This is a genomic window from Novosphingobium sp. BL-A-41-Hi4B-X5A, from assembly GCF_055521705.1.
In genome coordinates this window covers 283,168-296,782 of sequence record NZ_CM145500.1, presented here as the reverse complement: position 1 = coordinate 296,782, position 13,615 = coordinate 283,168, and the positions used below count along the sequence as shown (strand labels likewise).

At 62.5% G+C, this 13,615-nt stretch carries 10 protein-coding genes; all 10 read right to left on the bottom strand.

The features are described 5' to 3' along the window. Positions 1-43: 43 nt before the first annotated feature. The 10 genes from ACZ1JY_RS01330 to ACZ1JY_RS01285 all read right to left on the bottom strand — a co-directional run bounded on the left by ACZ1JY_RS01330 (position 44) and on the right by ACZ1JY_RS01285 (position 13,612). On the bottom strand, positions 44-1,786 hold the full coding sequence (locus tag ACZ1JY_RS01330; protein ID WP_465130112.1) for a ShlB/FhaC/HecB family hemolysin secretion/activation protein: 1,743 nt from the start codon (positions 1,784-1,786) through the stop codon (positions 44-46). A gap of 245 nt (positions 1,787-2,031) precedes the next feature. Beyond that, positions 2,032-2,799: a hypothetical protein gene (locus ACZ1JY_RS01325; RefSeq protein ID WP_465130111.1), complete on the bottom strand. Its 768-nt coding sequence runs from the start codon at positions 2,797-2,799 to the stop codon at positions 2,032-2,034. Between the two features lie 3 nt (positions 2,800-2,802). Further along, entirely contained in the window at positions 2,803-3,570 is a 768-nt protein-coding gene (locus ACZ1JY_RS01320; protein WP_465130110.1) for a hypothetical protein, read from the bottom strand. Continuing rightward, positions 3,557-5,602, bottom strand: a complete 2,046-nt coding sequence (locus tag ACZ1JY_RS01315; protein ID WP_465130109.1) for a CHASE2 domain-containing protein — start codon at positions 5,600-5,602, stop codon at positions 3,557-3,559. Before ACZ1JY_RS01315 ends, ACZ1JY_RS01320 begins: the two co-directional genes overlap by 14 nt. A gap of 3 nt (positions 5,603-5,605) precedes the next feature. Next, positions 5,606-8,773, bottom strand: coding sequence for a CHAT domain-containing protein (locus tag ACZ1JY_RS01310; RefSeq protein WP_465130108.1), 3,168 nt, complete (start codon positions 8,771-8,773; stop codon positions 5,606-5,608). 170 nt (positions 8,774-8,943) lie between these two features. Continuing rightward, positions 8,944-9,615, bottom strand: a complete 672-nt coding sequence (locus tag ACZ1JY_RS01305) for a nitroreductase (RefSeq protein ID WP_465130107.1) — start codon at positions 9,613-9,615, stop codon at positions 8,944-8,946. A gap of 8 nt (positions 9,616-9,623) precedes the next feature. Further along, the gene (locus ACZ1JY_RS01300; protein WP_346766788.1) at positions 9,624-10,295 is read right to left on the bottom strand and encodes a nitroreductase; all 672 of its coding nucleotides are present in this window, start codon (positions 10,293-10,295) and stop codon (positions 9,624-9,626) included. Between the two features lie 43 nt (positions 10,296-10,338). After that, positions 10,339-12,153: a cobaltochelatase subunit CobT gene (cobT, locus tag ACZ1JY_RS01295; RefSeq protein WP_465130106.1), complete on the bottom strand. Its 1,815-nt coding sequence runs from the start codon at positions 12,151-12,153 to the stop codon at positions 10,339-10,341. 27 nt (positions 12,154-12,180) lie between these two features. Next, positions 12,181-12,834, bottom strand: a complete 654-nt coding sequence (gene fsa, locus ACZ1JY_RS01290; protein ID WP_168905692.1) for a fructose-6-phosphate aldolase — start codon at positions 12,832-12,834, stop codon at positions 12,181-12,183. Positions 12,835-12,928: 94 nt separating this feature from the next. Further along, positions 12,929-13,612, bottom strand: a complete 684-nt coding sequence (locus ACZ1JY_RS01285; protein ID WP_168905691.1) for a DUF4197 domain-containing protein — start codon at positions 13,610-13,612, stop codon at positions 12,929-12,931. Between the last annotated feature and the right edge of the window lie 3 nt (positions 13,613-13,615).

The window sequence follows — 13,615 nt, the reverse complement described above, 5'->3', positions numbered from 1 at the left end:
ACCTTGCGAGACTTATGCATCGGGCTTGTAAGCGTACGGGCCATCACAGCCTCCACGGCAGGAGCTGGAACGAAAGATTGAGCATGAAACGGGCCTTGCCCTTGACGTCCAATCCAAGCGGATCGTGCAATGGCACAGCCACGCCGGCATCGAGGCGAATGGAGTCCTTGATCGCGGCCCGCAGGCCGCCGCCGACAGAAATCACCTTCTGCGGATCGAGCCCGTCGAACGCGGCGTCATTGTTCCACACCCATGCCGCGTCGGCAAAGGCGTAAGGCTGGAAAGCACTGCCACCGGCAACCTTGGGCAAGAGCGATCCCAGGCGGATTTCGCCGCGCACGCCAACGCCGCTGTCCCCGATCACTGCGCCCGGATCATATCCTCTGCCGACGGTGTAGTTACCGCCGGAAAACTCCTCGTAGGAGAGGAGCTTGTCGGGCGAGTATTGCGCACGGGGCTGAATGCTGAGCGTGACCTTGCGCACCGGACGATAATCGAAAACTCCAGAGGCTCGCAGGACAAAGCCCTTTGCAGTGCCCTCGATCCGGCTCGGCGTGACCTTTCCGAAGCCACGGCAACTGGGCGCATTGGCACCGACGCAGCCCTTGGTGGCGTCGAGGACGTCAAGCCCATGTCGAACTTCGAGGGTCAGTCCCCATGACCAGTGTGGTTCGAACGGTGTGAAGCCGTCGCGGCCTGTCAGGCTCGGTCGGCTGATCCCGTTGGCATCGGCCCTGGCGTAAATTACCCGCAAGCGATCGCGGTTCAGCGGAATGCTGCCGAAGTCGAGATCCTGGTTGGATATCTGTCCCCCTGCGGCAATCGACAGGTTGTATGCCTGCGACCGTATGAGCGGAAAGCTGCCTTCCAGTGATGCCGACAATGTCCTCGAATGGAAATCGGCCCGCGTGTCCGTCACCGTCGGATTGGTCCAACCGTAGGTGAAGTCCCCGCGAAGAGCGAAGCCTTCCCCGCCAAGGCGCATTTCGTGGCCGAGTTGCAGCACTTTCTGCTCATGAAGGTCGGTGGTGGCAAAGAAGCTGGCTGTGGTGGAATCGCCCAGCCCGGTCAGCCCGTTGAATTGCACCCTGGCGAGACCGCTGTACCGACCGACTGCGTGAGAACCGTAGTTCTGCAGTCCGAGTTCAGCGTAGACTGGTACCCTCCTTACGGAAACCTCGCCAACGACTTCGCCCGGTGATCCTTCGAGCGGGCGAAGCGCCAGGCGTACATCCATGCCAGGCAGGTCCTTGGCCAGCAGCAGGCAACGCTCTGCGCGACGAGTGTTGAAAACCGGGTCTCTGGTAAGCTTCTGGAGATACCTGAGGAGCGCCTGTTCCGACCGCCCCACATCACCTTTGACCTGTACCCGCTTGAGATGGGCAAGGAGCACATCCAGCCGGATCGTTCCTCCATCGATTTTCTGCGGCGGTACCTGCACCGCGGCGAGATATCCGGCCTGCCGCAGCTTGGTTGCGGCGCGATCGCGAATTTCGCAGATCACCGATACCGGCTGCTCCATTCCGACGAACTCGGCGTAGCTATCCGCCAGGTCGAAGCCCGGAAGATCCTGCATGCCGGTAAAGTTGACGGCCGAAAGCTTGAAGCGGATCCCGGCGAAATCAGGAGCAGCGAGAGGGCATGGCGCGCGTTCGACTTCGGACGTGTCGACCGTGACCGGGCCACTCCGATTGAGCGTTCCTTCTGCCACGCCACGCTGAATTTCTTCGCGCGTAGGAGGCTGGACGTTGCCCGGAGGGACCGACTGGGCGAGCGCCGCGCTCACCGAAAGAGACAGGGTCAGAAGGGGAAACAGGCCTGCCGCAGCCGTCCCGCGAAGCCTGAAAAACCGGGCTTTGTCTCGGAAACGAACTGGTATCGTGCCCCCGAGGAAGGGCAAAGCAGCAACAGGATCGGCCATTTGAGTCGAATCTCCACAGGCGCGACCCGTGATGACTTAACTTGTTGGCCCGGTAAGGCTCTGTAACGTTGGGAATGACCTGTGGTGGAGAATCACCCTAAGTAGTTCCACTATGGATGTTGCTCTTGTATGTCCGGTTCTGCAAGCGTCGCCGCAAGCCAATCGAATTGCGCTTTGCAACCGTTGTCCAGCAACAGCGTGCCCAACGAGGCCGCATCGGCTGGAACGTCCTCAGGTTCGAGCATGACGATCCGGAACTCCGCCGCCTTGTCCGGCGCCGTTTCATCATAGATGCGGTAAGTGCGCCCTTCCTGCGGGGCGAGCATGGTCTTGGGCCAGGCGATGCCCACGGTCTTGGGCGGCCATTGCATGCGCACCATCTCGCCGCCCGCACTTTCGGTGAGCCAGGTAAAGCTTCGAGCCTTGGCTTCCTCTCGCCACAGATAAAGGTCGCTGCCACGGGGAACGCAGACGTTCCCGCCCTCGCTAGTGTCTGCCAGCCAGATGCTTACAGGCAGTACGTTTTCACCCGAGGTATCCCCGGCGCCGCGCACGGCCCCCGCCCTGACCGATGCAGGATTGCTGAGGGACCGCGCCAGAAGCGCCGCCGCACTGCGATCACGGTTCACTGCATTGTCGAGCGTGAAGGTGCCCACACCCCTGAGTACCCTCGTTCCGGCCTTGTCCAGAACAGTAACCACGTCGCCGGCTTTCAGCACGACCTGTACATTCGCCGGGAGCCGCTTGCCCTTTGGGTACGAAGCGGCCGATGGACCGGTCGATCGTACGACAACGGCCTGTGCGAAGGCGCCGCTCGTTATTGTCGAAAGTGCTGAGGCAACAGCAATGCTGAACGTAACCAGTCCCTTGCGGCGCATTGTTCAGCCTCCGGCCTGGGTTGATTGCGCAAGGTTCGCAAGAAGATCGAGCTGCGCATTGCAGCCCTTGTCCGCCATGGCCCCTGCCACCTCAAGTTCGTCAGTCGGCACGTTGGTCATGACCACGGTGCGGATCTTTACCGGCGCGCCCACAGCATTGCTGAAAGTGTAGGTCTGCCCGTCGACGACGGGCACGCTGGCGGCCGGCCAGACCTTGAGCGCGCTTCCGGCACGCCAGGTTACATCCGCAGAGCTTCCGTCCTGCGAAAGCAGCTTGCCCGTGCCTTCCTCAACCTTTTCAGGACGCCAGAGCACGACAGTTGCAGGGTCGGCAATGCAATAGGTTCCGCCCTTGCTCACATCGATATACCAGACGTTCTCCGGGCCGGTCGGGGTGGCCAATGCCGGAGCGCTGGCGGCGCCACGGACAGCCCCTGTGCGCGTGCGCGAGGCGCCGCCGCGGGCCATCATTGCCGCGAGTTGCGTGCCTGCTGCGGCATCGCGGCTGACTTCGCCGTTGAGTGCGAAAGTTCCGGGACCGTTGAGAACCCGGGTCCCGGCCTTGTCGAGAACCGTTACATGGTCGCCGGACTTGAGGACGACCGACGCTCCTGCGGGCAACTTGCGCCCCTGCGGATAGGCGCCTGCCGAAGGTCCGGTTGACCGGACCACAACCGATTGCGCCATGGCATGGCCTGCCAGTGCAAGCCCGGCAATGGCCGACGCGCCCGCCACGAAGGCGCGCAACTGCTTGCCATCAACCAAGAACATAACTCTCTCCCTTGTGCGTTTGCCGCAACCTCTGGATCAAATTCATCATCGCGTCATCATCATGGACCGATTCGAGAATTGTGTCTGTGAGAGCTTTCACACGTTCCGCGTCTCCCTGCGCGTGCGCCTCGACCGCCGCGATCGCAAGCCCGCGCTGCTCCTCGGCCATGTCCGGAACCGGTTCGAAGATTTCAACAGGCGTCTTTCGCCCCCGCAGCGTCACAGCCCCCATGGGACGGAACCAGTCAAGCCCGGACCGCTCGGCTGCTTCACGGCTGACGAGCACGCGCGTATCCAGCGGCTTGTTAGCGCCCTCAAGCCGGGCAGCAGTGTTCATGGCATCGCCAAGAGCGGTGTACTGTATCCGCCCTTCCCCCCCGAAATTGCCGACGACCGCTTCGCCATAATGTACCCCCACGCGGGTCCGTCCGATCTTGGGCACGCCTTCCGGCACCGACTTGCGAAACTCTTCGCCAGCGAGGTACATCGCCCATGCCGCCTTCACCGCGCGCTCACCGTCATCGGGGTAGGCAATCGGGGCGCCCCAGAAGGCGACCACGGCATCGCCGACGAACTTGTCGAGCGTGCCGCCATACTCCAGTACCACGGCACTGAGCCGGTCGAGATAGTCGTTCAGCAGGCGCGCGATCATTTCCGGCTCGACTGCATGCGTCAGCTTGGTGAAGCCTTCTAGATCGCTGAAAAGGCAGAATATCTCGCGCTTTTCTCCGTGCAGCGAGAGGCGGTCCGGGTTGCGCATGATCTCTGATGCAACCGATCGAGGCAGGTATTTGCCAAGTGCGCCCTGCGCGAACTCACGCTGCGCTGCGTTGATAGCACGCAAGCCTGAACTGATGGCGGTATAGGCTATCAGCCAGCCGATCAGCCAGCCTGTCGCCGGCAGGTCAAGCGTGTCAAAGCCCGCCCGCTCCACAAGGAACGGCACCGCCAGGAACAGCGAAAACTGCGCAAGCACACCGATCGCCAAGACCCAGGTGCGGGTCTGGATCATGGCGGTGGCAGCGCCCAGCGCGACGGCGAGGATACCAGCCAGGATCTTCAGCCCCATCGCGGGCCGCTGCTTCCAGGCCTTGTCCAGCAGTTGCGCAAGCATCGATGCGTGGACTTCGACGCCAATCATGCGGGTTTCGCCTGTCACGGGATTCCCGGTCCGGGTAAAGGGCGTATCGAACTGGTCAAAATCCGAAAAGTCCCCGCCAATCAGGACGTAGCGCCCCTTGATTGCGTCCGCCACCAAGGGCGCCGTTTCAGGATCGGCCACAAGATCGATCGGGATCTTGTCGAACACTGGCCGGTCGCTCGCCGAGGGCACCCGATAGCGGATCGGTCCCGTAAAACTGGCGAAGCGCGGATCGGCATCGGCACTGCCTTGCGTCAGGGCGATGGATAGCAAAGGCGGCAACCCCGGATATTGCCGAGGCCAGCGGCGGGCAACACCGTCCGTATCTGTCTCAAGCAGGATCGAGGCGGGCTTGGTCATGGCCCCGCCTGCACTTTGCATGAAGGCGCGCAGGTCCTGCTCCTGCTCGTAGGTGATGGCCTCCGGATTGGTGCGGTTGTCAGCAAAGGCCAGAAAGACAGGCGTTTTCATTCCCTTGAGCGACGCCCTCAAGAGGTCATCATCATCCTGCGGGCTGTCGAACAGGACGTCGATACCGATGCCCTTCGCTCCCAGTTGGTCGATCTGCCCCAGTGCTTTGGCGAGGATCGTCCGGTCGACCGGAGAAATCTGTCCCGTCGCCCGATTTGTATCGGCCGTGTAGACGACCAGCGTGATACGCTTGTCGGTATCGGTCGGTGGGGCGAAATTGGCTGCACGCAAATCGTACAGCGCCGCTTCCGCATCACGCAAAAGCGGCAGCCGCCAACTGTTCAGGGCAATGAACAGGGCCAACGCCAGCAGGATGAGCGCTACGAAACTGCGCTGCCAGCCAAGCTGCGACAGGCTGCGCCGCGCCGTCCTGCCAATCTCGCGCGGTCCTTCACTGACCACACGCGGCTCTTTGGCCATGCCTTAAATTCCCTCCCTTACCCGTGAAGGCGCCACGGCCGAACTTCCCCCGATGGCAACCATCCGCGCGCCCTGAGACACGAGCGGCCGGGCTCCGTCTCCGATAACCGCAAAGCCGGCCCAATAATAAGGGTGAGATGTATCGACATCGGACATGAGCGCCTGCTGCGCCTTGAGCAGGGCCTCTCCGGAGGCCGTGCCGGGCGCAGCGGCAAACAGACCGTTGATCAATCGCGCGGTGGCGTCGAAGTCGTCGGGCGCTGGCCAATGGCTGGCAAGGACGGATCGGCTTCCGGCACCGATGAACGCGCGGACCAGTCCTTCCAGCGCTGACCCGCCACCCGTGGCAAGGCCCGTCTCGCGCGTGGCAATCACGTCCGCTTCACCCGCCGTATCGCAGGCCGAAAGGATGACCATGTCAGCGTCGAGCTTCAGATCGAATATCTCGGCAAAGCTGAGCAGGCCATCCGACCCCTGCGCGCCGAATGAGGTGACAAGCGCTGGCCGTGCCGCGCACGACGGCTGTGGCGGGGTAACGAGGCCATGTGTTGCAAAATGAAGAATGCGGAAATTGTCGAGGTCGCCCCGCGCCTTGATCGCCGTGTCCGAAAATGCCGAACCGACCATCAGATCGGTGCCCTGCCCGGAAAGCAGCATCCGGGCCTTGAGAAGCTCGGCCTCGGAGATGGGCCTGCTCCACGTCGTCAACGGCCAGTCGCAATCGCTGCCTGCGGCCCCATCGCCCCCCCTCACTCTCGAACCGACTTGCCCGCTCGATGCTACAACCGCAGCATTTCGGCCCATGCCGAGATAGGCCTCGTGCGCCTTCGAAGCAGGCTGCTTGCGGGCATCCATGAAGGACCGTGCAGACACCGCAGTGGAAACAAGCTTGTCCTTTGCAAGCCATTGAACAGCCCGTAGATCGAAGGGATCGCCGGCCGGGCTTTCGGCTTGCTTTAGGTATTCCTGTGCCGAACCTTCGTCGGCAATCAGCACATTTATCGGCAATTTCAGCATCGCCCCGTCTGGTTCGAAGATCAGATGCCGGGCTGCCTGCAGGTCCGATGCGACAGGACCAAACAAGGCCTTGTAGACGGCTACCGCCTCTTTTGCCGCAAAAGTGCCGGTTACATATTGCTTGCCATCGAAGCGCGAGATCGAGTCACGGACCGCCTTGACCGACGATTCCAATTCCGCCGCAGTGATGGGCGCCCGATAGCCAACGGCCTTGTCCTTGTTCGCAAAGAACACGAACACATCAGGACCAAGAACAGCCATCTTGGCGTAGGCCTCGTTCGGAGCGAGGCCTTCCTGGAGCTCCTTCTGACCAATTACCCGCTGCGTCACAACGCGATAGCGGGCATAGTTGGCAAGTTCGATGACGGTTGCCTGTTCCTGCGCTTCGAGTTCGCTGACCCGTTTTGCAGCATCGGCAATCTCGTCTGTCCAGGCCGACGCATCATCCAGCCGTTGCAAGGCCGCATAGGTCATGCGGGCGCGTTCCACGGCGCGCGTCAGGCTGTTGGACTGCCGGAACAGCCGTGCGGCCTCGTCGCTGCCGCCTGACAGTTCGCGCGAAAGCACGGCCTGCGTTTCGGCAACGCCCGGACGCACCAGCACTTGAGATGCCTGGAAGAAGGCATCGCTCGTTCCCGCATCCCCATTCATTCGCGTGGCAAGCAGATCAAAATAGGGAGCCATCTGCCGAGACAGGCCGGAAAGACCATTCTCGCGCTCGACCGAACGGGCCACGACCTGGCGGTAAAGCGGCTCTGCTTCCGAAGGGCGCCCGCGACGCACGAGGAAAGCCGCCAGCCTAGCCTGGGCCGCTGCCATGCTGCGGGTTTCCGGATATTGTACGCCGACAATCTCGAGCGCAGAACGCAACAGCGCTTCTGCGTCAGACATCCGCCCCTCGTCTTCGGCAATCGTAGCAAGCTCGTTCAACACTTGCGCACGCATGCGCACGATCGAGACAACGCGGCCATTGCGCACTGCCAAAGCCCGTGCCTGCGCTTGCTCCAACGCAGAACGAGCCTCGGCCTTCCGCCCGACTAGACGCAATGCCGTGCCGCGCAACTGGAGGCTCTGTGCATCGAGGATCGTCGCGCGTTCATCATCTGTCAGCCGCAGATCGTCGACCAGTCCCATCGCATTGGCCGTCAGGTCCGAAGCGTTGATGCGTCGCGAGACCGATGGCGTAAGTTCCATGGTGTCGCGCAAGCTCTCCGCCCCCATCGCGCTGGTCTGGCGCAGGGGCTGCCCCAGCCGCTCAAGTGCCTGAGCGTAGCGCTCCTGGTTGAGAAGGTGGATTACCTCGTAATTGCGGCGCAGCCGCTCCACCACACCGCTGCCGGCAGGCATGGCGCCAGCCTCTGCAAACAGGCGGTCGGCTTCGGCGAACTGGCCAAGATTGGAACGTTGCAGCCCAGCGTTCACCAGGAACTCGACTCGGTCGATCGGCACATCGCCCGTCGACGCCTGCCGCTGGTCGAGCGTCTCGAAGTAGGCCGCAGCCTCGGCGTAATCGCCCGAATTGTTACGGCGATAGCCTTCTGCCAGCGCCGTTGCCGGATCAAGCGTCAGAGCCTGGATCCGGGCATAGGCTTCGGTGTCGTTTATCGAGGTCATGGCGATCTCGATCGGCTCGTCGATCAGGCGATCGGCATAGATCGAGCGCAGAGCCAGATCGAGCGCACCGTGGTAGGCGGAAAAGCCCTCCACCACGAAGGTTGTATTGCCCCTCGCCACGCTCACCACTTCGTAGGCCAGATCAGGATCGTTCCAGCGGCAATCCATCCGCATGCGCCCGGCAACTGAAGCGCGGCCTGCATCTTGGCAGGTGACTTTCTGGCGACGCCGATCCGCAAGGCGGGCCAGTTCGTCATCCTGTCCGTGCCGCAGCGCAAAGACATATCCGACCGGCAGGGCCGAATCCCGGCAGACGATGGCCCATGTCCTGTCCAGGGGCGACCGGTTGGCCTGATCCGTCGTGCGTGACTGGACCTGGCAGAGCGCCTTGCTGCCACCCGATCCGAGCGGGAAACTGTCGCGCAGGAGCAGCGATTCCTCAGCCGCCACTGCGTGCCCAACCGAAGGGCCGCACACCAACGCAAGCGCAGCAACGCCCGTCGCCAGTCTGATTCCGAAGCTCGCCAGTCGGTTACGCATCGCCTGCTCCCTCAGCCCGACCTCCACGATCCACGTGAACGCCAAGACCATTGCATCGAATAACTGCGTATCCCGAAGACTCTTGTGCCCTTTGCCACAGCATAGGCGCGTCAACCCGGCAATGCCAAGTGATACCCCGACGATGTGTGACAAAATGTCGCCGTCAGGCGTCAGAAGCCCTCAAAAGTCACAGCCTCTTCCAGCGCCGCGCGAGGTACTTCAAAACAATTTATGGCTGCGTCCTCATCGCGATAGCCGATCGCCAGCCCGCAGAAAAATACGTGGTCGTCGGGGATGGCGACGCATTCCCGGACTTGCTTCTGGTAAACTGCCCACGCTTCCTGCGCGCAGGAATCAAGCCCTGCCTCTCGCAGCAGAAGCATGACCGTCTGCAGCCACATTCCGATGTCAGACCACTGCGGCGGTCCCATGTAGCGTGGTGTATGGACCAGCATGAGCGCCGGGGCACCGAAGCCTTGGAAGTTGTGCATGAACTGCGCCAGGCGCCCGCGCTTGTCGTCCCGCTCGATACCAATCGCGGCGTACATCGCCTCGCCAACACCGAAGCGCCGCGCTTCGTATGCACCATCAAGCTCTGGCGGATAGATGGCGTATTCGGGCGCATGCGCATTGCGGCCGAGTGGTATGACGGCTCCTACGGTCTCGACCAGCCGGACGAGCGGCTCACCCGAAATGACGTGGGCATTCCATGGCTGGACGTTGCCACCCGATGGAGCCCTCTGAGCCTTCGTGAGGACACGGCGCAAGAGATCGAGCGGGACAGGATCCGAGCGGAAGCGGCGCACCGATCGCCGCGTCAGCACTGCGTCGGTTACATCCATGGAGCCACTCAGAAGCCAAGGAACCGTACGTTGCCGTCAACCGGTTCGCGCTCGCGACTGAAGCCGTTCACGGGATTGCCTTCATCGCGATAGCCAATGGCGATGCCACAGAAGAAAATGTGGGTTTCATCAGAAACGCCAATGAACTCCTTGATAAGCCTTGCATACATCGAGAGAAATTCCTGAGGACAGGAATCAAGCCCCTCTTCGCGCAGAAGCAGCATGAACGTCTGCAGCCACATCCCGACATCGGACCACTGCGGTGGCCCCATGCGACGGTCGAAGTAGCACAGCAGCACGGCCGGAGCGCCGAAAGACGTGGCATTGTTGCGAACGAAGTCAGCCCTTGCATCCGCATCGGCGCGTCCCACGCCCATCGCCTGATACATGGCAGCGCCCACCGCATGAAGGCGCGCCTTGCATTCAGGGATGACCTCGGGGTCCGACCACGAATACTCGATCGGATCCTGCATCGGTGACGACAACATCTTTGCCTGCAACTCGGCAAGCGGTGCGCCTGTCACGATGGTCGCTTCCCAAGGCTGAAAGTTGCACCCCGACGGCGCCCAGCGCGCCTTGTCCATCACGCGACGCAGGGTTTCAAGCGGCACGGGATCGGGCTTGAACGCCCGGATGGAACGACGGGAGAGAACGGCCTCGCTGACTGTCATGGTGCTCATGCCGGATTAACTGCCCGGTTAAACAAGCGTCGTCAAGCTGGACCTACTCGTCCTCGAATAGATCCGCCAACTGTTCGATGATCGTGCCACCGAGCTGCTCCGCGTCCATGATTGTCACCGCGCGGCGATAATAGCGGGTCACGTCATGGCCGATGCCGATGGCGACAAGCTGCACTGGCGACTGTTTCTCGATCCAGTCGATCACCTTGCGCAGGTGCTGCTCCAGATAACCGGCGTTGTTTACCGAAAGGGTCGAATCATCGACCGGCGCGCCGTCGGAAATGACCATCAGGATGCGACGATCCTCGGGCCGGGCCAGAAGCCGGGTATGTGCCCACAGAAGTGCTTCGCCGTCGATGTTTTCCTTGAGCAGGCCTTCGCGCATCATCAGGCCGAGGTTCTTGCGCGCGCGGCGCCAAGGCTCGTCGGCCTTCTTGTAAACGATATGGCGCAAATCGTTGAGGCGGCCGGGTTGGGAAGGTTTGCCACCGGCCAGCCAGGCCTCGCGGCTCTGCCCGCCCTTCCATGCGCGGGTGGTGAAGCCGAGCACTTCAGTCTTCACGCCGCAGCGCTCAAGCGTGCGCGCGAGAATGTCGGCGCTGATCGCAGCGATCGAGATCGGGCGACCGCGCATAGAGCCAGAGTTGTCGATCAGCAGCGTGACAATCGTGTCCTTGAACTCAACGTCGCGCTCAATCTTGTAGGACAGCGAATGCCCGGGCGAGATCACCACGCGGGCAAGGCGCGCGGCATCGAGCAGGCCCTCTTCCTGGTCGAAGTCCCACGAGCGGTTCTGCTGCGCCATGAGGCGGCGCTGCAGCCGGTTGGCGAGGCGCGTGACCACGCCCTGCAGGCCCTTGAGCTGCGTATCGAGATAGGCACGCAGCCGCGTCAGTTCTTCCTCGTCGCACAAGTCCGTGGCCGAAACGACCTCGTCGAACTGCGTTGTGTAGCTCTTGTAGTCGAAGTTTTCTGGCAGGTCGGTCCATGGACGGTTCGGGCGCGTGGGCAGCATGCCCTCTTCGCCTTCGTCGGCCATGTCGGAGTCGGCGGCATCGTCGTCCTGCTCGATTTCCTGCTCGGACTCCGAATCCTCGTCGCCTTCGCTGGTATCGCCTGCGACTTCGGAAGGCTGTTGCTCCTGATCGTCGGAGTTTGACGGCTCTTCCTCGCCCTCGTCTTCCTGATCCTCGCCTTCGTCTTCCTGCGTGTCCTCGTCCTGTTCTGACGCCGATTGCGTGAGGTCGAGGTGCTGCAGCATGTCGAGAGCGAGTTGCTGGAACGCACGCTGGTTATCCAGCGATAAGGCCAGCCCCTCAATGTCGTTACCAACCTTGCTCTCGATCCAGGTGCGCACCATCGCCATGCCAGTGTCGGTTGATGTGGGCGACTCCTGCCCCGTCAGCTTCTCGCGCAGGAGCAGCGCCAGCGCGGTCGGCAAGGGCACGTCCTCCGGCTTGGCGGCGCGGCTGATCGGGTCTGAAGCCATCCGCATGGCAAGCGCCGCACCGAGATTGCCGCGCATTCCGGCATAGGCATTGGCACCAAGCGATTCGTAACGGACCTGTTCGACCGCATCATAGCACGCCCGCGCCAAGGCTTCGGCCGGCGCATTGCGGCCATGGAGCGCGGCATTGTGGTGTCGCAGCCGCAGGGCCATTGAATCCGCGTGGCCCCGCGCTTCGGCAACCTGCTCTGCCGGAAGCGAGCGCCCCGGCATCGGCACACGCATCGACTGGCCTGATTGCACCGGCGCATCGGCCGTCCACGCCACCTCGACCTCGGGATCGAGCGAGATCGCCCGCGCGGTGCCGGTCAGCACCGAGCGGAAACGGTCGAGGGGAGTTTCGTCAGCCAATGCGCAAATGCCCGTGTGTCAGAAGTATCAGCCGATCTTCTGGCCGGTCTTAGCCCAGTCCGCAAGGAAGCCTTCGATGCCCTTGTCCGTAAGGACATGTTTGAACAGGCCCTTGATCACGGCGGGCGGCGCAGTGATCACGTCGGCACCGATCCGCGCGCTTTCCAGCACATGGACGCCGTGGCGGATCGACGCGACGAGGATTTCGGTCTCGAATGCGTAGTTATCATAGATCAGGCGGATGTCGCGGATCAGGTCCATGCCATCGAAGCCGTTGTCGTCATGACGGCCGACAAACGGCGAGATGAAGGTTGCGCCGGCCTTGGCTGCCAGCAGCGCCTGGTTGGCCGAGAAGCACAGCGTCACGTTGACCTTGGTGCCGTCGTTGGTCAGCGCCTTGCAGGTCTTGAGGCCGTCGATGGTCAGCGGCACCTTGATGCAGACGTTATCGGCGATCTTCCGCAGGATCTCGGCTTCACGCATCATGCCTTCGTGGTCCAGAGCCACGACTTCAGCCGAGACCGGACCATCGACCAGACCGCAGATTTCGCGGGTCACTTCGATGAAGTCCTTGCCAGCCTTGGCAATCAGGGTCGGGTTGGTGGTCACGCCATCGAGAAGGCCGGTGGCGGCGAGGTCGGCGATTTCGGCGGTATCGGCAGTGTCGACGAAGAACTTCATGGGACGAGGCCTTCCAGCAGGGAGGAGTGATTCCCCGGTGCCTATAAGGAAAGCCTCGGCCAATGTCAGTGCCTGCGCGCGGGAATTTGTCAGACTACTTCAGGCCAAAAGCGGCTATCAGTACCGGATCGTTGGTCGAACGGGGGTCCGAACGGATGGCGGCCTCTTCCCGGCCGATCGCGCGGAAGATCGCATTGTCCGCCTCGTAAGCCAGCGAGTTTGCGATGCCGCCGACGTCCACACCGGTCAGCGCGCCCAGCACCTGCCCCAACAGTGGGTCACGGCTCACCCGGATCGCATCGCCGAATTCGGGCACCATGATCTCGACAAGGCTGGTCCCCATCTCCTGGTGCAGGAACGCCGTCGCCCCCATAGGGTCGCTGCCGCGCAGCAGCGCCAGAGCATTGCGAATGCCGATCGTCCGGACGGCGTCTGTCACCGCAGGCGCTGCGCGTTCCGCCGCGTCATAGGCCATGTCGTTGAACGCGCGCTGCAGACGGTCCCTGACGATCGGCCCAGTCAGAATTCGCGCGAGAACGCTGCCACGGTTGCCGATGGCCTCTGGCAGCGCAAGCCGCGTCACCTGATCGTCCCAGAACCCTCCCGGTGCCAGCAAGCGCGCGAAGGCCCGATCGGTCGACAGGAACAGCAAACGTCTCACCGCCTCTTCCAACGAGAACTGTGGATAGCTCGCGCAGCCGGCAACGGAAAGCACGGCAGCTGACGTCATGCCGCCAAGCAGGACCCGGCGGTTCAGGATGGTGGAAGCCTGCGACATGTT

Excerpts from the sequence above, each read along its gene's own strand:
- ACZ1JY_RS01310 (WP_465130108.1), bottom strand. The coding sequence starts at position 8,773 with ATGCGTAACCGACTGGCGAGCTTCGGAATCAGACTGGCGACGGGCGTT.
- fsa (WP_168905692.1), bottom strand. The coding sequence starts at position 12,834 with ATGAAGTTCTTCGTCGACACTGCCGATACCGCCGAAATCGCCGACCTC.
- ACZ1JY_RS01305 (WP_465130107.1), bottom strand. The coding sequence starts at position 9,615 with ATGGATGTAACCGACGCAGTGCTGACGCGGCGATCGGTGCGCCGCTTC.
- ACZ1JY_RS01300 (WP_346766788.1), bottom strand. The coding sequence starts at position 10,295 with ATGAGCACCATGACAGTCAGCGAGGCCGTTCTCTCCCGTCGTTCCATC.
- ACZ1JY_RS01315 (WP_465130109.1), bottom strand. The coding sequence starts at position 5,602 with ATGGCCAAAGAGCCGCGTGTGGTCAGTGAAGGACCGCGCGAGATTGGC.
- ACZ1JY_RS01285 (WP_168905691.1), bottom strand. The coding sequence starts at position 13,612 with ATGTCGCAGGCTTCCACCATCCTGAACCGCCGGGTCCTGCTTGGCGGC.
- ACZ1JY_RS01325 (WP_465130111.1), bottom strand. The coding sequence starts at position 2,799 with ATGCGCCGCAAGGGACTGGTTACGTTCAGCATTGCTGTTGCCTCAGCA.
- ACZ1JY_RS01320 (WP_465130110.1), bottom strand. The coding sequence starts at position 3,570 with ATGTTCTTGGTTGATGGCAAGCAGTTGCGCGCCTTCGTGGCGGGCGCG.